The 19,654-nt window shown below is 68.9% G+C and carries 15 protein-coding genes, 1 tRNA gene and 2 pseudogenes; 9 read left to right on the top strand and 9 right to left on the bottom strand.

What is annotated here, in order from left to right:
* Positions 1-9: 9 nt before the first annotated feature.
* Both AA983_RS11280 and AA983_RS11275 read left to right on the top strand, forming a co-directional pair.
* Positions 10-1,743 carry an ABC transporter ATP-binding protein gene (locus AA983_RS11280; RefSeq protein WP_047312600.1) on the top strand — a complete coding sequence of 578 codons (1,734 nt, stop codon included), beginning with the start codon at positions 10-12 and terminating at the stop codon, positions 1,741-1,743.
* Positions 1,740-3,698, top strand: coding sequence for an ABC transporter ATP-binding protein (locus tag AA983_RS11275; RefSeq protein WP_047312368.1), 1,959 nt, complete (start codon positions 1,740-1,742; stop codon positions 3,696-3,698). The genes AA983_RS11280 and AA983_RS11275 overlap by 4 nt, the downstream gene beginning before the upstream one ends.
* A gap of 7 nt (positions 3,699-3,705) precedes the next feature.
* Here the strand turns inward: AA983_RS11275 and AA983_RS11270 are convergent, their stop codons facing one another.
* Both AA983_RS11270 and AA983_RS11265 read right to left on the bottom strand, forming a co-directional pair.
* Positions 3,706-4,800, bottom strand: coding sequence for an NADH:flavin oxidoreductase/NADH oxidase (locus tag AA983_RS11270; protein WP_197079007.1), 1,095 nt, complete (start codon positions 4,798-4,800; stop codon positions 3,706-3,708).
* A 23-nt stretch (positions 4,801-4,823) separates the two neighbouring features.
* Complete coding sequence (locus AA983_RS11265; RefSeq protein ID WP_047312366.1) at positions 4,824-5,732, bottom strand: hypothetical protein; 909 nt, start codon at positions 5,730-5,732, stop codon at positions 4,824-4,826.
* Between the two features lie 142 nt (positions 5,733-5,874).
* On the opposite strand from AA983_RS11265, the gene AA983_RS11260 reads away from it, so the two are divergent.
* The 5 genes from AA983_RS11260 to AA983_RS11240 all read left to right on the top strand — a co-directional run bounded on the left by AA983_RS11260 (position 5,875) and on the right by AA983_RS11240 (position 9,705).
* Complete coding sequence (locus tag AA983_RS11260; protein WP_047312365.1) at positions 5,875-6,660, top strand: CoA transferase subunit A; 786 nt, start codon at positions 5,875-5,877, stop codon at positions 6,658-6,660.
* A 247-nt stretch (positions 6,661-6,907) separates the two neighbouring features.
* Positions 6,908-7,552, top strand: a complete 645-nt coding sequence (locus tag AA983_RS11255; RefSeq protein ID WP_047312364.1) for a CoA transferase subunit B — start codon at positions 6,908-6,910, stop codon at positions 7,550-7,552.
* A 69-nt stretch (positions 7,553-7,621) separates the two neighbouring features.
* Positions 7,622-7,984, top strand: coding sequence for a hypothetical protein (locus AA983_RS11250; protein ID WP_047312363.1), 363 nt, complete (start codon positions 7,622-7,624; stop codon positions 7,982-7,984).
* Positions 7,985-8,153: 169 nt separating this feature from the next.
* Positions 8,154-8,226, top strand: a tRNA-Lys gene (locus AA983_RS11245).
* Positions 8,227-8,325: 99 nt separating this feature from the next.
* Positions 8,326-9,705, top strand: a complete 1,380-nt coding sequence (locus AA983_RS11240; protein ID WP_156170370.1) for a M1 family metallopeptidase — start codon at positions 8,326-8,328, stop codon at positions 9,703-9,705.
* A gap of 39 nt (positions 9,706-9,744) precedes the next feature.
* On the opposite strand, the gene AA983_RS11235 is transcribed toward AA983_RS11240, so the two are convergent.
* The 5 genes and pseudogenes from AA983_RS11235 to AA983_RS11215 all read right to left on the bottom strand — a co-directional run bounded on the left by AA983_RS11235 (position 9,745) and on the right by AA983_RS11215 (position 17,374).
* Complete coding sequence (locus AA983_RS11235) at positions 9,745-11,805, bottom strand: heavy metal translocating P-type ATPase (RefSeq protein WP_082128874.1); 2,061 nt, start codon at positions 11,803-11,805, stop codon at positions 9,745-9,747.
* 173 nt (positions 11,806-11,978) lie between these two features.
* Entirely contained in the window at positions 11,979-13,340 is a 1,362-nt protein-coding gene (locus AA983_RS11230; RefSeq protein ID WP_047312361.1) for an NAD-dependent succinate-semialdehyde dehydrogenase, read from the bottom strand.
* Between the two features lie 152 nt (positions 13,341-13,492).
* A pseudogene (locus AA983_RS11225) lies at positions 13,493-14,652 on the bottom strand (acyl-CoA dehydrogenase family protein).
* Entirely contained in the window at positions 14,652-15,818 is a 1,167-nt protein-coding gene (locus AA983_RS11220; RefSeq protein WP_047312360.1) for a CaiB/BaiF CoA-transferase family protein, read from the bottom strand. Before AA983_RS11220 ends, AA983_RS11225 begins: the two are co-directional and overlap by 1 nt.
* Complete coding sequence (locus AA983_RS11215; protein WP_082128873.1) at positions 15,818-17,374, bottom strand: aldehyde dehydrogenase family protein; 1,557 nt, start codon at positions 17,372-17,374, stop codon at positions 15,818-15,820. The genes AA983_RS11220 and AA983_RS11215 overlap by 1 nt, the downstream gene beginning before the upstream one ends.
* 217 nt (positions 17,375-17,591) lie before the next feature.
* On the opposite strand from AA983_RS11215, the pseudogene AA983_RS16020 reads away from it, so the two are divergent.
* Positions 17,592-17,816 (top strand): annotated as a pseudogene (locus AA983_RS16020) (PucR family transcriptional regulator ligand-binding domain-containing protein); the annotation flags it as partial.
* Here AA983_RS16020 and AA983_RS15835 read toward each other — a convergent pair.
* Entirely contained in the window at positions 17,805-18,083 is a 279-nt protein-coding gene (locus AA983_RS15835; RefSeq protein WP_047312359.1) for a hypothetical protein, read from the bottom strand. The pseudogene AA983_RS16020 and the gene AA983_RS15835 sit on opposite strands and share 12 nt — an antisense overlap.
* Positions 18,084-18,136: 53 nt before the next feature.
* On the opposite strand from AA983_RS15835, the gene AA983_RS11205 reads away from it, so the two are divergent.
* Positions 18,137-18,931 carry a helix-turn-helix domain-containing protein gene (locus AA983_RS11205; protein ID WP_231579594.1) on the top strand — a complete coding sequence of 265 codons (795 nt, stop codon included), beginning with the start codon at positions 18,137-18,139 and terminating at the stop codon, positions 18,929-18,931.
* A 22-nt stretch (positions 18,932-18,953) separates the two neighbouring features.
* Here the strand turns inward: AA983_RS11205 and AA983_RS11200 are convergent, their stop codons facing one another.
* A complete protein-coding gene (locus AA983_RS11200; protein WP_156170368.1) occupies positions 18,954-19,616 on the bottom strand; it encodes a lytic transglycosylase domain-containing protein in 663 nt (220 codons plus the stop codon).
* Positions 19,617-19,654: the final 38 nt, after the last annotated feature.

The raw sequence follows: 19,654 nt of genomic DNA, 5'->3' as shown, positions 1-19,654 counted from the left end.
CTCGACGCCGTGCTTCTTCGCCTTCTGCGCGAGCGCCTCGCGCCCTACCGCGGCCTGCTCGCGGGCATCATCGTCGTTCAGCTCGTCAGCGTCCTGACGTCGCTGTACCTGCCGAACCTCAACGCCGACATCATCGACCGCGGCGTCGTCACCGGCGACACCGACTACATCTGGCGCACCGGCGGATGGATGCTGTTCGTCAGCTTCGTCTCCGTCATCGCCTCGATCAGCGCGGCCTGGTTCGCCTCGCGCACGGCCATGAGCGTCGGGCGCGACCTGCGCAGCCGCGTGTTCCACACCGTGCTCGGGTTCTCCTCGCGCGAGGTCGGCCAGTTCGGCGCTCCGTCGCTCATCACGCGCTCGACGAACGACGTGCAGCAGGTGCAGATGCTCGTACTCATGGCCTACAACCTCATGGTCATGGCGCCGATCATGATGATCGGCGGCATCACGATGGCGCTACGTCAGGACGTCGGGCTGTCGTGGCTCGTCGTCGTGTCCGTGCCCACCCTCGCCGTGCTCATCGGGCTCATCGTCGTGCGCATGGTGCCGGGCTTCCGACTCGTGCAGGAGCGCCTCGACGTCGTCAACCGCGTCATGCGAGAGCACCTCTCGGGCATCCGCGTCATCCGTGCCTTCGTGCGGGAGCCGCACGAGCTCGAGCGCTTCGGGGAAGCGAACGACAACCTGGCCCGCGCGAGCCTGCGCGTCGGCAACCTCATGGCGCTCATGTTCCCGTCGGTCTTCCTCGTCATGAACGTCTCGACCGTCGCCATCTGGTGGTTCGGCGGGCACCGCGTCGCCGCCGGAGACATGCAGATCGGCGCGCTCACCGCGTACATGACCTATCTCATCCAGATCCTCATGGCCGTCATGATGGCGACGTTCATGTTCGTCATGATCCCCCGCGCCTCCGTGGCCGCGGAGCGCATCGGCGAGGTGCTCGGGACGTCGCCGTCGGTGGTGCCACCCGCCGACCCGCAGCGCCCGACCGAGAGCCATGGCGTTGTCGAACTCGACGGCGCGACGATGTGCTACCCGGGCGCCGACGCGCCGGTGCTGCGCGACATCACGCTGCGCGCCGAGCCCGGAACGACGGTCGCGATCGTCGGCTCGACCGGTTCCGGCAAGTCGACCCTGCTCTCCCTCGTGGCCCGCCTCATCGACGTGACGGACGGGGCGGTGCGCATCGACGGCGTCGACGTGCGCGACCTCGACCCCGAGGCCCTGTGGGGCCGCATCGGCATCGTGCCGCAGCAGTCCTACCTCTTCAGCGGCACCGTCGCGACGAACCTGCGCTACGGCAACCCGGACGCGACCGACGACGAGCTGTGGCAGGCCCTCGAGATAGCCCAGGCGCGTGACTTCGTCGAACGCATGGACGGCGGCCTCGACGCCGCGATCGACCAGGGCGGCACGAACGTCTCGGGCGGCCAGCGTCAGCGCCTGTGCATCGCCCGCGCGCTCGTCGCGTCGGCGAACATCTACCTCTTTGACGACTCCTTCTCCGCACTCGACGTCGCCACGGACCGGCGCCTGCGCGAGGCCCTCGCACCCCACGTGCGGCACGCGACGGTCTTCGTCGTCGCGCAGCGCATCTCGAGCATCCGTGACGCCGACCAGATCCTCGTCCTCGAGGACGGCGCCGCCGTCGGGTTGGGTACTCATCACGAGTTGCTCGAGAACTGCCCGGAGTACCGGGAGATCGTCGAATCCCAGCTCGGTTCGCGGGACGCGGCATGAGCGCCCCGGCAGGACGCGGCGCCCCCGCGAACGCGCAGCGCGGCCCGGGCCACGGCCCCGGCGCCGGAATGGCGCCCGCCGCCAAGACGATGGACTTCAAGGGCTCGTCCCTGCGCCTGCTCGGACTGCTGCGTCCCCACCGCCTCAAGGTGATCGCGGTGCTCGTGCTCAGCGTCGCCTCCGTCGCGATGAACGTGCTCGGCCCCCGCATCCTCGGTAAGGCCGTCGACGCGATCTTCTCCGGCTCGGTTTCGATGCGCCTGCCCACCGGGCAGACCAAGGAACAGGTCGTCGCCGGGCTGCGCGCCTCGGGCAGCACGAAGTTCGCCGAGATGGTCAGCGCCATGGATCTCGTGCCGGGTCAGGGCAGCGACTTCGGTCACGTGGGTCGGATCCTGCTCGCCGTCCTCGGCCTGTACATCGCGGCATCGCTGTTCCAGGTCGTCCAGGCGCGGCTGCTCAACTCGCTCGTGCAGCAGACGATGAAGAAGCTGCGCGCCGACGTCGACGCCAAGCTGACGCGCGTACCGCTCGCCTACGTCGACGGCCGCCCGCGCGGTGAACTCCTTTCGCGCGTGACGAACGACATCGACAACGTCGGTCAGTCGATGCAGCAGACGATGAGCCAGCTGCTCGTCTCGATCTGCACCGTCGTCGGCGTCGTCGTCATGATGTTCACCGTCTCGTGGATGCTGACGCTCATCGCGCTGCTCACGATCCCGCTCGTCATGCTCGTGGCGAGCCGCATCATGAAGAAGTCGCAAGGTCACTTCATCGCGCAGTGGCAGCACACGGGTGAACTCAACGGTCAGATCGAAGAGGCCTTCAGCGCGCACGCCCTTGTCAAGGTATTCGGCCGCGGCCCGCAGGTCGAGGCGGCCTTCGACGATCGCAACGAGAAGCTCACCGACGTCAGCCGACGGGCGCAGTTCCTCTCCGGCCTCATGATGCCGATCATGATGTTCGTCGGGAACCTGCAGTACGTCGTCATCTGTGTCGTCGGTGGTCTGCGCGTGGCGTCGGGGCAGATGACGCTCGGTGACGTCACCGCGTTCGTCCAGTACTCGCGCCAGTTCACGCAGCCGGTGACGCAGATCGCGTCGATGGTCAACCTCCTGCAGTCCGGCGTGGCCAGCGCCGAGCGTGTCTTCGAGGTGCTCGACGCGCCCGAGGAATCACGCGATGAGCCGGGCAACCTGTCGCGCCCGACGCAGGGGCGCGTCGCCCTCGACGGCGTCGCGTTCGGCTACACGCCCGAGCGGCGCCTCATCGACGGTCTCGACCTCACCGTGGAGCCGGGCCAGACCGTCGCGATCGTCGGGCCCACCGGCGCGGGCAAGACGACCCTCGTCAACCTGCTCATGCGCTTCTACGAGATCGACGCCGGCCGCATCACGCTCGACGGCGTCGACATCCGCCACGTGCCGCGCCGCGAACTGCGTGAGCGCCTCGGCATGGTGCTGCAGGACAGCTGGGTCTTCCACGGCACGATCCGCGACAACCTGCGCTACGGCAACCTCGACGCCACTGACGACCAGCTCCAGGCGGCGGCCGAGGCCACCTTCGTCGACCGTTTCGTGCGGTCGCTGCCCGACGGCTACGACACGATCATCAGCGACGACGGCGCCAGCCTCTCCAGCGGCGAGCGTCAGCTCATCACGATCGCGCGGGCGTTCCTCGCCGAGCCGGACGTGCTCATCCTCGACGAGGCCACGTCGTCGGTCGACACCCGCACCGAGGTGATGCTGCAGCAGGCCATGGCGGCGCTGCGTAGCGCCCGCACGAGCTTCGTCATCGCCCACCGCCTCTCGACGATCCGGGACGCCGACGTCATCCTCGTCATGGAGGACGGCGACATCGTCGAGATGGGCGACCATGACGAGCTCATCGCGGCCAAAGGTGCCTTCTGGCGCCTGTACGAGGCGCAGTTCGCAGCGCCCATCGAGGAGGCTTGAGCTCTCGTCAGTTCGGCGCGAAATCCCACGCCCCGCGCGTGTACTGCTCGGGGTAGGGCGCGTCGCGCCAGGTGACGCCGAGCTCCGACGCTGCGCGCAGCGGCCAGTACGGCTCGCGCAGGGCGGCGCGGCCGAGCAGGACCGCGTCGGCGTGGCCCTCGGTGAGAATTGCCTCAGCTTGCGCCGGCTCGGTGATGAGGCCGACTGCGCCCGTCGCCACCCCGGAGCGTTCGCGGATGGCCTGCGCGAAAGGCACCTGGTAGTTCTTCTCCGCCGGGATGTCGGCGATGACGTTGCCACCGGAGCTGACGTCGACGAGGTCGACGCCGATCTCCTTGAGAAGCGTTGCGAGCCGCACGGATTCGTCGACGTTCCAGCCCGTGTCGGCCCAGTCCGTGGCCGAGATGCGCACGAAGAGCGGCTTGCTCGCCGGCCAGATCTCGCGCACCTCACGGGTGACGCGCAGCAGCAACCGGGCGCGGTTCTCGAACGACCCGCCGTACTCGTCGTCGCGGCGGTTGGACGCGGGGGAGAGGAACTCGTGCAGCAGGTACCCGTGCGCCGCGTGGATCTCGACGACGTCGAAGCCCGCCTCGTCCGCCCGCGCCGCAGCGTCGACGAAGGCCTCGACGACATCGTCGATCTCCTCGAGTGTCATGGCGCGCGGTTCGGCAAGGGTGTCGAAGGCGATGGCCGACGGAGCGAGCGTCGGCCAGCCGGCGTCCGACTCGGGAACGCTTCCGTTCGCCATCCCGGCGAACGGGGGGTAGGTGGAGGCCTTGCGTCCGGCGTGTGCGAGTTGGATTCCCATCTTCGCGCCGTGACTGTGGACGACGTCGACGACGCGTCGCCAGCCGGCGACCTGATCGTGGTTCCAGATGCCCGCGTCTCGGGGGCTGATGCGGCCTTCAGGCGCGACAGCGCTCGCTTCCGCGATGAGCAGTCCGAACCCGCCGACCGCGCGCGTCGCGTGGTGGACGAAATGCCAGGCGGTGGGGATGCCGTCGCCGGCGTCGCAGCTGTACTGGCACATGGGTGCGAGCCAGATGCGGTTGGGGAAGGTGACGTCGCGCAGGGTCAGGGGCTCGAAGATGTGCGGCACGGTCTCGCCTTTCGTGTGGGGTGTCATCCGGCCAACGTCGCCGAGGGGCGCTCGCATTCCACGTCCCGGCGCCAGCGGGCGAGGAACGCTGCGCCGGCGGCGTCGTTCGTCAGGTCGTCGGGCGCGACCTCGACGGGGTAGTCGCGCTCGAGGCGGCCGTCGGCCGGGCGCACGTCACCGTGGCGCACGACGAAACCGCGCTCGTGGAGCCGGTCGGCCATGGCGTAGTCGCTGCGTGAATCCCCGAGCGTGCGCCACTCCCGTGGTGCGATGCCGAGTCCGGCGAGGTAGGCGACGGCCTTGTCAGCGCCGACCTGCTTGCCCGTGCCGATGTGTTCGACGTCGGTGGAGATGATCGTCGGGTCGATGCGCAACGCGACGTCGTCACTGTCGTTGAGCGCCGTGCGGTCCTCCCATGCGACGCCGATCTCCTGCTCGGCGAGGAAATCCCAGATGCGCTGCTCGATCTCGTGCTGCCGGCGCCCGTAGGTCTCGAGGTCGATCCCGTGCAGCGCCTCGAAGCTGACCATCGCCTTCTTCGTCGCGTCGAAGAACATCGCGTCCTCGAAGTCGGGGGCAATGCTGCGGCAGAACTCGACGAGCCCCGTTGGCACGCGCAGACGCTCGTCGACCTCGAGATCGTCGCCCGCGCCGTCGAGGTGCTCGGGCTTCGGCACGAACCACGTCGAGCCCTTCTCGCACACGGCGAGGACGACGGCGTCGTCAGGCAGTCCGGCTGCGACGAGCGACGGCATGACGGTGCGCGCGACGAAGACGTCGGAACGGCCCGTGTTGAACACGAGCGGGACGCCCGCCCGGGCCATCGCGACGAGATCGGCGGCGATGGAATCGATCGCGAGGGTGCGCGTCACCGGGCTCGCGACGGGGCCGTCGACGTCGAGCAGGAGCGCGTAGAGGGGCTTGGAGGTCATGGATGCAGTTTGGCACCACGCACTGGCAGGGCATCACGCCCCACAGGTTCGGTTAATGGTGATTAACTGGATTCGGATGTGAGGTGGATCTCATGGCCACATGGTCGCGTGCCGCCCGAAGTCTTCGAGTGCAGGAGGAGAAGTGGACAAAGTCGTGGCGTCTGCCGCGGACGCGGTCGCGGACATCGGGGACGGTGCGTCGCTCGCCGTCGGAGGATTCGGCCTGTGCGGCATCCCGAGCGTGCTGATCGGCGAGCTGCACAAGCTCGGATCGACGAACCTCGCGGTCGTCTCGAACAACTGTGGCGTCGACGACTGGGGCCTCGGGGTTCTACTGCGCGATAAGCGCCTGCGTCTCGTCACCGCCTCCTACGTCGGTGAGAACAAGGAGTTCGCGCGCCAGTACCTCGAGGGCGAACTCGAGGTGCATCTGACGCCACAGGGCACGCTGGCGGAGAAGCTGCGCGCCGGCGGCGCCGGTATCCCGGCGTTCTTCACGGCCACGGGCGTGGGCACGCAGGTGGCTGACGGCGGCATGCCGTGGAAGTACGGCGCTGACGGCCAGGTGGAGAAGGAGTCGGAGCCCAAGGAGACGCGCACCTTCGGCGAGGGTGACGACGCCAAGGATTACGTGCTCGAGGAGAGCATCGTCACCGACTTCGCGCTCGTGCGTGCGGCCAAGGGTGACCGGCACGGCAACCTCGTGTTCAACCTCTCGGCTCGCAACTTCAACCCGCTGTGCGCGATGGCCGGCAAGACGGTCATCGCCGAAGTGGAGGAGCTCGTCGAACCCGGCGACATCCCCCCCGACGAGGTGCACCTGCCGGGCATCTACGTGCAGCGGGTGGTGGAGCTGACGAAGGAGCAGTCCGGAGACAAGCGGATCGAGAAGCGCACGACCCGCGATGCGGAAGGCGGCGCGAAGTGAGTAGGCGAGAGTTCGCGGGGCGAGCGTTCGACCATGAGTACGAGAAGCGCACGACCCGCGATGCGGAAGGCGGCGCGAAGTGAGTAGGCGAGAGTTCGCGGGGCGAGCGTTCGACCATGAGTACGAGAAGCGCACGACCCGCGATGCGGAAGGCGGCGCGAAGTGAGTAGGCGAGAGTTCGCGGGGCGAGCGTTCGACCATGAGTACGAGAAGCGCACGACCCGCGATGCGGAAGGCGGTAACTGACATGGTGTGGACACGTGAACAGATGGCGGCGCGAGCCGCGACGGAGCTGGCCGACGGCGACTACGTCAACCTCGGCATCGGCCTGCCGACGCTCGTGCCGAACTACGTCGACGACGACGTCGAGCTCGTGCTGCAGTCGGAGAACGGCCTGCTCGGCGTGGGTGCGTACCCGAGCGACGAGGCGGTCGACCCCGACCTCATCAACGCGGGCAAGGAGACGGTGACGCTGCGTCGCGGCGCGTCGATCTTCGACTCGGCGACGTCGTTCGGCATGATCCGCGGCGGCAAGGTCGACGCGGCCATCCTCGGGGCCATGCAGGTCTCGACGAAGGGCGACATCGCGAACTGGATGATCCCCGGGAAGATGGTCAAGGGCATGGGCGGCGCGATGGATCTCGTGCACGGTGCCAAGAAGGTCGTCGTCCTCATGGAGCACTGCGCGAAGGACGGTTCGCCGAAGATCCTGCCCGAGTGCACGCTGCCGATCACGGGCCTCGCCGTCGTCGAGCGCATCATCACGGACCTGGCCGTCATCGACGTGACGGACGATGGGCTCGTGTGTATCGAGCTGGCCCCCGACGTCACCTTCGACGAGGTCGTCGAGAAGACGGGCGCGCCGCTCAGCGCCGGGGCGGGCATCGCCTGACGTTTCGCGGCCCCGCCCGGGTTTTCCTGCGTGCCAACGATGTAGCGTGAAACCAGGAGGTGTTCGTTCATGGGAACGTGGAATTACGTGGTGAACCAGCAGCAGTTCACCGACCAGTACGGAGAGGGTGCCGCGGTGCGGTACGCCGAGGTCATCGGAGACATTGCCGCGCGGATGACACCGGGTGATCGTGAGGGTGCTCTGGAGATCGTCAACGCGGCGTTCGACGAGCACGGTTTCGACATGCCGGAGATGATGCGCGACAAGATCGCCGAGAACCTGACGCTGGCGGAGCACGACCGCGTCGTCATCAGCGACGAGTTCGACAACGTCATCGCCGAGCACTCGCTGCCGAGTGACCGCGAAGCCCTCGACGAGGAGGACCGTCCTCACATCGATCCGGAGAACGACTCGCGCCCGACGTACAGCTGACGTCGGTCAACGCCTGACTGCGGAGCACCCACGCCGGGTGCTCCGCAGTCGCGCGTTCCGGTCGGTCGTTGCGCGAACCGCGCGCAACGACGACGCGGCGGGGCGTTGTGCGCGGGTGTGGCCCGTCGGGCTAGGCTGGCCCACGCGCTGCGCGAACTCGCCGGCGCCAGGGCCTTTAGCTCAATTGGCAGAGCTGCGGACTTTTAATCCGTAGGTTGTGGGTTCGAGCCCCACAGGGCCCACCGACCGGACAGAGTCGATGGATCAGATTCATCGACACCGACGAGACCGCGAGTCTCGGCAGCGGTGGGGTCGTGGGTGCCGAACACATTGGGGGCACGATGACTCATCTCGAGTGCTGTGGGCACATTTCACGCCGTACCCTGCTCGCGGCAGGCGCGGGGGCGGGGCTGCTGGGGGTGGCAGGATGGTCACCTGTCTCGGCGGCAACCGGTGACTCCAAGTTGCCGAACAAGGGCGACTCCCGGTACTCGGTGAGTCACTACTCCATCGGTGACACCGTTCGCACCGGCGCCAGCGGCACACATGCCCGGGTCTACGGAGCGACGACGATGACGTGTCGTGCCGAGGTCGCGACGACATCACTCCTCATCGACTTCGCGCTCGTACCGAAGAGCGTCACCGTGAACGGTGTGAGCAAGCCGTTCAAGGCGGCCGGAACGCGGTATCAGTGGTCGATCACGGGCGTTTCTCTGGCGAAGGGGCAGTCGTTCACGCTCCAGGTCAGGTACGACGACATCCCCTGGAACCGGGTTCTCCTCAACCGAGGCACCCGTGGCGTCATCGAGAACGGCACCGTGACGACGTTCTCCGGTGAGCCCGAGGTGGCCGTGTTCTGGTACCCGAGCAACGATCGCATCGACAACAAGGCCACGTACGCGATCAGCATCTCGACGCAGAAGGCCAACCAGATCATCGCCTACGGCGCGCCTGCCCCGCACACCTTCGGCGACGGCAGCATGGTCAACACGCGCATCGTCATTCCGGAGCGGGTCTCGTCCTACAACCCCGGGCTCACCGTCGGGCCGGGTCTCGCCGTGAAGCGCGGCAAGCTCACCGCGGCAGGCGTGAGCGTCCCGTACCTGTACGCGGGCATGGCGAACGTTCCGGCCAACCTCGTCACGCACACCGCGAAGTCGCTCGACTACTTCGCCCGGTTGTACGGCCCGTACCCGTTCTCGCAGTCCGGTGGGCCGACGCTGACGAATTTCCCCGTCGGTGGCCAGGAGCAGGTCGGTCTCGTCCAGTACAAGCGTTCGCTCGTCGACGGTTCTCCGAGCTTCATCGCGCACGAGAACGCGCACATGTGGTTCGGTAACTCCGTGACGGCCAAGGACTGGCGTGACGTCCTGTTCATCCACGAGGGTCTCGCCGTCCTGCTGCAGAACGACTACGCACGTCACGCGGGCATCGCGGGGGCCTACACGCCCGTGAAGTCGACACTTGCGGGAAGCAGCGGGCCGGAGTACCTCGCGACGAGCCGCTACGACTACGTCTACGGCGCGCAACGCGCCATCCGCTACGCCATGGACCGCTCGTACCTGCGCGAGAACGCACCGCGTCACACGGCGTTCCTCAAGGAGCTCGCCACGACGTATCGCCACGCGAACATCACCCGTGGGCAGTTCAAGGCGTTGGCGCAGAAGCACTCGCCCGTCAGCCTCGCGTCGGTGTGGGCGGACTACGGAATCAGCGGTTAGCTCGGGTCGGGGGCGCGCTCGTTCAACTCGCAGGCACGATCAGTCGTCCGCGGGGGAGCGCTCTGCCCACGTTTGCGGTCGCAGGTCGAGTCGGCGAAGCAGCTGTGCGTTGAGCGCCACGACGACCGTCGAGGCAGACATGAGGACGGCACCGACGCTCATCGGCAGCACGAACCCGACGGGTGCGAGCACGCCCGCAGCCAATGGCACCGACACGAGGTTGTAGCCGGCGGCCCACCACAGGTTCTGCTTCATCTTGCGGTACGTCGCGCGCGACAACTCGATGACCGAGAGCACCGAACGCGGGTCGGAACTCGCGAGCACGACGCCCGCCGACCCGATCGCCACGTCCGTTCCCGCGCCGATCGCGATGCCCACGTCGGCCTGCGCGAGAGCCGGTGCGTCGTTGACGCCGTCGCCGACCATGGCCACCTTCCGCCCCTCGCCCTGGAGTTCGCTGACCTTCGCAGCCTTGTCCTCGGGGCGTACGCCGGCAAAGACACGGTCAATACCGAGCTCGTCCGCCACGTGGTGCGCGACGGCCTCGGCGTCACCGGTGATCATGACGACCTGCGCGCCTCGAGCGTGAAGGGCATCGATCGCGTCGCGGGATTCCGGACGCACGGCGTCGGCCAACTTCAGTGCGCCGATGATCTCGCCGTCTGCGAGGACGTGGAGGATGATCGCGCCCTCGGTACGCCACTCGTCGGCGACGGGCAGCTCGCGGGCGCCCTTCTGTTCGAGGAGGTGCGGCCCACCCACCTCGACGACGGCGCCGTCGATGTCCGCGCGCACTCCGACGGCCGGTGACGAGGTGAAGTCGCCGCCGCGCGGAACGTCGAGCCCGCGGTCGTCGGCCGCTGCGACGATGGCCCGCGCGAGGGGGTGCTCGCTGTCCGCCTCGGCCGCAGCGGCCAGCCGCAGGACGTCGTCCTCGCTGCGGCCCTCGACCGCTTCCACGCCCGTGACGGTCGGTTCACCCTTCGTCAGCGTGCCGGTCTTGTCGAACAGCACGGTGTCGACGGTGCGCATCGACTCGAGCGCCCGGCGATCGGTGACGAGCACGCCGGCGCGCGCCGCGCGCTCCGTCGCGATCGAGATGACGAGCGGGATGGCGAGGCCCAGAGCGTGCGGGCACGCGATGACGAGCACCGTGATGGTGCGGATGACGGCCTCGTTGGGACGGTCGGCGACGAACCACACGATCGCCGTGAGAACGGCCGCGCCGAGGGCGTACCAGAACAGCCACGCGGCGGCCTTGTCCGCGAGCAGCTGAGCGCGCGACGAGGAGTTCTGCGCCTCGCTCACGAGCTTGCTGATGCCGGCGAGGGCCGTGTCGTCGCCCGTTGCCGTGATCTCCACGCGCAGACCGGAATCGGTGGCCACGGTGCCCGCGACGACGGTGTCGCCCTTCGCGCGCCGCACCGCGCGGGACTCGCCGGTGACCATCGACTCGTCCATCGACGCGCTGCCGTCGACGATGCGCCCGTCCGCAGGCACCGAAGCGCCGGGGCGGACGATGACGACGTCACCGACGACGAGGTCGTCGGGGGAGACCGTGACGACGCGGTCGCCGTCGACCTTCTCGGCCTCGTCCGGCAGGAGCGCGGCGAGGGATTCGAGTGCCGAGGACGTCTGTGCCAGCGAGCGCATCTCCACCCAGTGGCCGAGCAGCATGATGACGACGAGGAGCGCGAGTTCCCACCAGAACGACAGCTCGTCGTCGAGAACGCCGAGGCTGGCACCCCAGGACGAGACGAACGCGACAGTGATCGCGAGAGCGATGAGCAGCATCATGCCGGGCTTGCGCGAACGCACCTCGCTCACGGCGCCGGACAGGAACGGCTTGCCGCCCCAGACGTACATCACGGTGCCGAGTGCCGGCGCGATCGCGCGCGTCCAGCCCGAATCGGGCAGCGAGTAACCCACGAGGTGGGCGAACATCGGGTCGAACGCGATGACGGGGATCGCGACGACGCTCATGATCGCGAACAGGCGCCGGAACATCGTGACGTGGTCGCCGTGGCCCGCGTGGCCTCCGTGCCCTGAGTGGTCGCCGTGTCCTGCGTGATCGTTGTGGCCAGATGTCTCGGGTTCCATTCACTCCTCCTCACGAGCTACACCGCCCCGCACCCCTGCGCCGGGCGGAGCTGCATTCCTCACTCGCGTCAACTTATACCCCATGGGGGTATATTCCGAGAAGGTGAAGCCACGACGCACCAACGAAAGATCCCCCGGCCGAATCGGAGCCGGGGGATCTCACGCAATGCACATCACTCGATGACGCGGATGAGCTTCTTGTTGAGGAACTCCTCGATGGCGTAGCGGCCGAGTTCACGGCCGAAGCCGGAGCGCTTCACGCCGCCGAAGGGCAGTTCTACGCCGTCGGCACCGACGCCGTTGACGAAGACCATGCCGACCTCGAGCTGATTGGCGATGCGCTCGGCCTGCTCGGAGTCCGTGGTGAAGACGTACGAGCCGAGGCCGAACGGGGTGTCGTTCGCGAGTTCGACGGCCTCCTCCTCGGAGCCGACCTTGAAGACCATGGCGACCGGGCCGAACAGCTCCTGGTAGTAGGCCGGGTTGTCCTTCGTGACGCCCGTGAGGACACCTGCGGGGTAGTAGGCGCCGTTCGCGTCGACGTCGTCGTTCTCGGAACCGACGAAGGTGGCGCCGCCACTGACGGCCTCGTCGACCTGGGCGGCGAGGTTGTCGCGCGCGGCGACGGACGACAGCGGGGAGGCGCCCGAGGTCTCCTTCATCTTCTCGGTGAAGGCGGTGACGAACTCGTCGTAGAGGCCGTCGGCGACGATGAAGCGCTTACCGGCGTTGCATGCCTGGCCGGTGTTGTAGGCGCGTGCCTCGACGGCGGCCTGGACCGTGGCGTCCATGTCGTCGGTGCTGAGGAGGATGAACGGGTCGGAGCCGCCGAGCTCGAGCACGACCTTCTTGAGGTTGCGTCCGGCGATCTCGGCGACGGCGGAGCCGGCGCGCTCGGAACCGGTGAGCGAGACGCCCTGGATGCGCGGGTCGGCGATGATGTCGGCGCACTGCTCGTTCGTGGCGTTGAGGTTGACGTAGGCGCCCTCGGGGAACCCGGCCTCGGAGAAGATCTCCGCGATCGCGGCTGCCGACTCGGGGCACTGCGTAGCGTGCTTGAGGATGATCGTGTTGCCCGCCACGAGGTTCGGGCCCGCGAAACGGGCCACCTGGTAGTAGGGGAAGTTCCACGGCATGATGCCCAGCAGCGGGCCGATGGGGAAGCGGCGGATGAGGGCGCTGCCCTCGCCGTCGAGAAGGTCGATCGGCTCGTCCTTGAGGAACTCGGTGCCGTTGTCCGCGTAGTAGCCGAGAATGGCGGCCGAGAACTCGACCTCCTCGACGCACTCGGCCGTCGGCTTGCCCATCTCGCGCTCGATGATGGCGGCGAGCTCGTCGGTGCGCTCGGAGAACAGCTCGGAGGCGCGCTTCATGAGCGCAGCGCGGTCGGCGACGCTCGTGGTGCGCGACCAGCTCTTGTACGCGGACGACACGGCGTCCAGGGCGCGCGAGACGTCGGACGCGTCGGCGGTGGGGTAGGTCTCGACGACGTTGCCGTCATGCGGGTCGGTGACGGCGTACTGCGAGGCGCTCATGATTCTCCTCGGTGGGGGATGTGATCAGTCTCAGTCTGGTGGGTGAGGCGGCCTCGATCGGCTCTCGCGCTCACCCATTTCTACCGGGTTGCCCCGCCGCCGGTGGATGAAACGACGGCGGGGCAGGTGCAGATCGGCCGGGGCGGCGTGCGTCAGCGGAACGCGGGCAGACCGGTGAGTGCCTGGCCGACGACGAGCGTGTGCATCTCGACGGTGCCCTCGTAGGTGAGGACCGACTCGAGGTTGTTCGCGTGCCGGATGACCGGGTACTCCAGGGAGATGCCGTTCGCGCCGAGGATGGTGCGCGCGGTGCGGCAGATCTCCATGGCCTCGCGCACGTTGTTGAGCTTGCCGAGGCTGATCTGCTCCGGACGCACGGTGCCCGCGTCCTTGCGGCGCCCCAGGTGCAGGGCGAGCAGCACACCCTTGACGTACTCGAGCTCCATGTCGGCCAGCTTGGCCTGCGTCAGCTGGAAGCCGCCGATCGGCTTGCCGAACTGCTCGCGTTCCTTCGAGTAGTCGATCGCCGCTTCGAGCGACGAACGAGCCGCGCCCATGGCGCCCCAGACGATGCCGTAGCGGGCCTCGTTGAGGCAGGAGAGGGGGCCCGTGAGGCCGATGACCTCGGGGAAGACCGCGTCCGCGGGCAGACGCACACCCTCGAGGACGAGCTCGCTCGTCACGGACGCGCGCAGCGACATCTTGTGCTTGATCGTGTTCGCGGAGAAGCCGGGGGTGTCGGTCGGCACGACGAAGCCGCGGATGCCTTCCTCGGTCTGCGCCCACACGACGGCGACGTCGGCGACAGAGCCGTTCGTGATCCACATCTTGCGGCCGTCGAGCACCCAGTCGTCGCCGTCACGACGGGCGCGCGTGCGCATCGACGCGGGGTCGGAGCCGTGGTCGGGCTCGGTCAGCCGAAGCAGCCGATGGCCTCACCGGCGGCCATGTTCGGCAGCCACTGCTGCTTCTGCTCCTCGCTGCCCCAGCGGTAGATCGCGAACATCGCGAGGGAGCCCTGGACGGAGACGAGCGAACGGATGCCGGAGTCCGACGCCTCAAGCTCGAGGCAGGCCAGGCCGTAGGCGGTGGCGCTCATGCCGAGGAAGCCGTTGCGGCCGAACTCGCGTGCCAGTTCGCGCACGTCCGTGAGCTCACCCGCTTCGAACCATTCCGCGACATACGGGTCGACCGTCGTTTCGCAGACGGTGCGAACCGTCGCGCGGATCGCCTTCTACTCGTCGCTCAGCAGGTCGTCGATGCCTGCCAGATCGCGCGGGTTGAGCGGGGGCATCTTCGTGGCAGTGGACATCAGGCTTCCTTTTCGTCGTGGTCGTCGTTCGTGCGCTGGGGCAGGTCGGGTGGTGGCGTCGCAGGTTGGGTCCTGCTGCGCGAGTAGGTGATCGGGTGTCGAACCTGGCGCGGGTGTTCCGGGCCGAGGTCGAGCGTCGGCTCGAGGCCGAGGCGCTCGGCCAGGTCGATCGCCGACGCGATGTCGCCGACGACGCCGGCCGGAACCCAGACCTCGCCGAGGCGGGCAGACCACTCGTCGGCCGACGCGGTGGCCAGCGCGGCCTCCAACTCGCGGACGAGGTCGTCACGGTGGGCAACGCGCTCGGGATTCGTCGCGAACCGCTCGTCGGTTGCCAGCTGCGGCACGCCGAGCACCTCGGTGAGCCGGGCGAACTGACCGTCGTTGCCGCAGGCGACAGCGAGCGGGCCGTCGCCGGTTTGCAGGAGTTCGTACGGCGCGATGGAGGGGTGCGCGTTGCCCATGCGCGCCGGGCTGCGGCCCGTCGCGAGGTAGGACGACGACTGGTTGACGAGCGAGCCGAGCAGGCTCGTGAGCAGCGTCACCTCAAGGTGCTGGCCGCGACCGCTGCGGCTGCGCTCGGTGAGCGCCGCGAGGATGCCGATGACGGCGTCCTTGCCGGTGAGCACGTCGACGAGGGCGACGCCGACCTTCATGGGCTCGCCCTCGGCGTCGCCCGTGATGCTCATGAGGCCGCCGACGGCCTGGACGAGGAAGTCGTACCCGGCCATCGAGGCGCCTTCGCCCGAGCCGAAGCCGGTGATGGAGCAGTAGACGAGCCCCGGGTTGGCTTCGGCAAGATCCTCGTAGCCGAGGCCGAGGCGCGCCATCGTGCCGGACTTGAGGTTCTCGACGACGACGTCCGCCTCCGCGGCGATCTCGCGAGCGACGGCGAGGTCCTCGGGGTCCTTGAGATCCAGGCCGATGGAGCGCTTGGTGCGATTGACGCTCTCGAAGTAGGAGGAGCCGTGCGTCGTCCACGGCGGACCCCAGTGGCGGGTGTCGTCGCCGACACCGGGGCGTTCGATCTTGAGCACCTGGGCGCCGAGGTCGGCCAGCGTCATGGTCGTCAAGGGGCCGGCGAGAACGCGGCTGAAGTCGGCGACCTTGATGCCGTCGAGCGGCGTTCCGCTCGAGCTCGGGGTGGCGGGGAAGTGTTCGTTCATCAGTTCATCCGTCCGTTGATCCGTCGCGGCAGGCCCCAGGGGTTGTCGTGGCGCAGGGCCGGAGGAAGCGCGCTGTCGGGCAGGTTCTGGAAGGTGACCGGCCGCGTGAAGCGGTCGAGAGCAGCGGCGCCCACGGACGTCGACGCCGGGGCGCTCGTCGCGGGCCAAGGTCCGCCGTGCTGCTGTGCCCACGTCCACGCGACGCCGGTGGGCCAGTCGTCGACCGTCACGCGGCCCACGGATCGGGCGAGGAGCGCTACGAGGTCCGCCGTCTCCGGGTCGTGCGGGCCGCTGCTCGCCACGGTGGCGACGAGGCTGCCCTGCAGCTGCGCGAGCAGGCTTTCGAGGTGGGCGCGGTCGGTGTACTCGACGACGAGGCCAACGGGGCCGAAGCACTCCTCGGCGAAGACGCTCTCGCGGGTGAACAGCTCGGCGGGAACGTGCACGACGGTGGGCGCGGCGGACCACCCGGCGCTCGCGCCGCAGCCCGTCCCGATGACCTGGCCGCCGGCGGCCTCGTAGGCCTCGACACCACGCGAGACCCCAGCGGCCATCGCTGCCGTGAGCATGGGGTGAACCTGCGTGGCGGACACCGCAGCGCCGAGCGCGTCCGCCAGGCCGGCGCCCTCCGGTGCGAGGAGGAGGCCAGGCTTGGTGCAGAACTGGCCGGCCCCGAGCGTCATCGACGAGACGAAGCCGGTGGCCACGCGCTGGGGGTCGGTTGCGGCATCCGTCGTCACGACGACGGGGTTGACGGTGCCCATCTCGGCGAAGACGGGAATGACCTCGCGACGCTCGTTGGCCAGTCGCCACAGGGCGAGGCCGCCGTTCTGCGAACCGGTGAACCCGACGGCACGAACGTGGGGATCGAGCACGAGCTGCTTGCCGGCCTCGAAGCCGACGACGACGTCGAACACGCCTGCGGCCGCGCCGGCTGACGCAAGGGCGGACGTGGCGATCTCACCGAGTCGCACACTGAGCATGGGGTGGGCGGGGTGCGCCTTCGCGACGACAGGGCAACCTGCTGCGAGGGCCGATGCGGTGTCGTTGCCCAGGACGCCGAAGGCGAACGGGAAGTTGCTCGCGCCGAAGACCGCGACGGGCCCGAGGGGCACTTGAACGCGGGCGAGGCTGGACGAGGCGTCGCCGGCCTCGTCGAGGGTGGCGCGCAGCCACGAACCTTCGGCGCACACGTCGGCGTAGAAGCGCAGCTGGGACGCGAGGCGCGCGACCTCGCTCTTGAGGCGGGTCTCGCCGAGCCCGGTCTCGCGGTCGGCGAGCCACACGAGCTCGGCTGCGGAGGCGTCGACGGCGTCGGCCACGGCTCGCAACATCTCGCGCCGCTCGGCGGGCGAGGTCTGCGCGAAGCGCTCCGCGACAGCCCCGGCAGCGGCGACGACCTGCTCCACCTGCGCGGCCGACGTGTGTGCGATCGCGCCGTTGGAAGCCCCGGTGCGCGGGTCGAAGCTCGTGTCGCTCGCGGCGGATGCTCCTGCTTCGAGACGGGCGGTGTGACGCGCCCCGCCCGGCGATCCGGGAAGGTCGAACTGAGTCATGCTGACGTCCTTCGTTGCCTGAGTGAGCCGCAACGGCCTTACGTGCCACGGTATGCAGGGCCGGCTGCGCATGTAACTGGACGAGTTGGCGTGTCCGGACGTTCTTGTTCGACACAATGGATACTCGCGATGGCGCCCGAGGGGAGGAGCCCGATGAAACTCACGCTGCGCGCCCTGCTCGGGCGGGACGAGCTGCGTCTGCGGCTGATGAACGGCGATGCCGACACCGTTGACGTGGGTGCACGGCATCGAGCTCCTGGACCCCACGCCGTACCTCAGCGGCGGTGAACTCGTCCTCACCACGGGGCAACGGCTTCCTGCGGAGCACGACGAGTGCCGCGCGTACGTCCAGCGACTTGTAGCTCACGACGTCGGTGCGCTCGGCTTCGGCGTGGGTGTCGGGCACGACACCGTGCCGGACGCGGTGGCCCTAGCCTGTGTCGAGTTCGGACTTCCGCTGCTCGTGGTGCCCGAGCCCACCCCCTTCGTCAGCATCGTGCGCGTCGGCGCGGATCACCTGGCCGAAGCGGAACGGCGCGCGCTGCGTCACACGGTGGAGTTCCAGCGTCGTCTGACACGCGTCGCACTGCGTGACGGCGCCGAGGCGGTGGTCAGTGCGGCCCGAACGTTCCTCGAGCGCCCCGTCGTGGTGCTCACCGCGGACGGCGCGGCCGTCGGCGAGGGGCCAGTTGTCGACGAACTTTTCCACCTGCAGGCTGCGGGCGCCTCGCGCGTGGTCGTCGTGTGCTCAGCGCCGACGACGTGGAGGTGCACCCCCTCATCGGTCAGGCCCACGAGCACGGATGGTTGGCCACGGCGTCGACGCCGCCGCTCGGGCCCTCGGAGCGGTTCGCGCTCCAACACGTCGTCTCGTGCCTGTCGCTGCTCATGGAAACGCCGCAACGGCTGACGCAGCTCCGTGACGACCTGGGCAGGGCGTTGCTCCACCAGCTCGAGGAGGGCCGCGACTCCCCCGGGGAGTTGACCCACTTCGGCCTGCCTCCGGACACGGCTGTCACCCTCGTCGCCTACCCCACCGCGACGGCGCGGCCCGACGTGTGGCGAGCACAGGCCGAACGGGCGTCGGCCGAGGCCAACGCCATCTTCCGCATTGACGGCGACGAACTCGTTGCCGTCGCTCCGAAGCCGATCACAGTGCCCGAGAGTCACCTCGGGCATGCGGGGTTGGGCGGTGACGCCGCGGGGGCGCTCGAGCGCGCGCGTTCTGCCGCGCGAGCCGCGCGGCGCCGCGGAGTGTCTGTTGTCGACGGCGAGGCAGCCCTTGACGTCGTTCTGGCCCAACCCGCGATAGAGCGCGCCGTCGACGCGTGGGCGGGGCCGGTGCTCCAGCGGCTCAGCGACGACGGATCGGAGTCTCTACGCGTCACGGTGACGGCCTTCCTGCGTCACGGTGGGTCGTTCGATGCGACGGCGCGGGAGCTGAAGGTCCACCGGCACACGGTGTCCTCGCGGGTGCGGCGGCCTCAGGAGGCGATGGGGCTCGACCTCGCAGATCCTGACGTGCGCGCCCTGCTCTGGCTCGCCCTGGCGAGGTGAGCGCAGCGACATCCGTCGGTCCTCAGGAACCCTCGCGCCGAACGGGCAACGCCTGAGCGCTCCCGGAGGACGTTCCGGCGGACGACCCACCCGACGGCGTTGCCAGCCGTTGCGCGTAGTGCGCGGTGCGATCCCGGATTCTGACGACGTAGTCCTCCGTCTCCGGGTACGGAGGGATGTCCTTGAATTTCTGCACGGCTCCGAAGCCGGCGTTGTAGCCGGCGAGCGCGAGCTCGTACGGGTGGCGGTCGTAACCGGAGTTTCGCGACTGCTCTAGCAGATGTTTCATGAACCGCCCCTGCGCGGCGATGGCGTCCTTCGGGTCGTAGACGTTACCGCCACGGCCGTAGGTCTCCCACGTGTCGGGCATGAACTGCGCCAGACCCTGCGCGCCGACGGACGAGCGAGCCTGCGGGTCCCACTTGGACTCCGCTTCCAACTGAGCCGCGAGAACCGGTGCGGGAACGCCGGATTCACGAGACGCCGCCTCGATGTAGGGCGCCCAGCCGTTCGGCACCATGCGGGCGTCGAGCGGGCCGATCGGGTTGTCGAAGGACGACGGAGGACGCGGCTCCGGCTTGAGCGCGACGTACGCCTTCGCTGCGATGAACGGCAGCGAGAGCACGAGAAGCGTGACGGCGACGACCGTCACCCAGCGGGTCCGTGATGCGCGAGTCGCCGGCACGTTTCCTCCTCGGCTCGGTGCGCGGGACGGGCCCGCTC

The sequence above is a fragment of the Dermacoccus sp. PE3 genome (assembly GCF_001021715.1).
In the GTDB taxonomy this organism is placed as follows: Bacteria; Actinomycetota; Actinomycetes; order Actinomycetales; family Dermatophilaceae; genus Dermacoccus; species Dermacoccus abyssi.
This window is presented reverse-complemented; position numbering and strand designations above follow the sequence as displayed.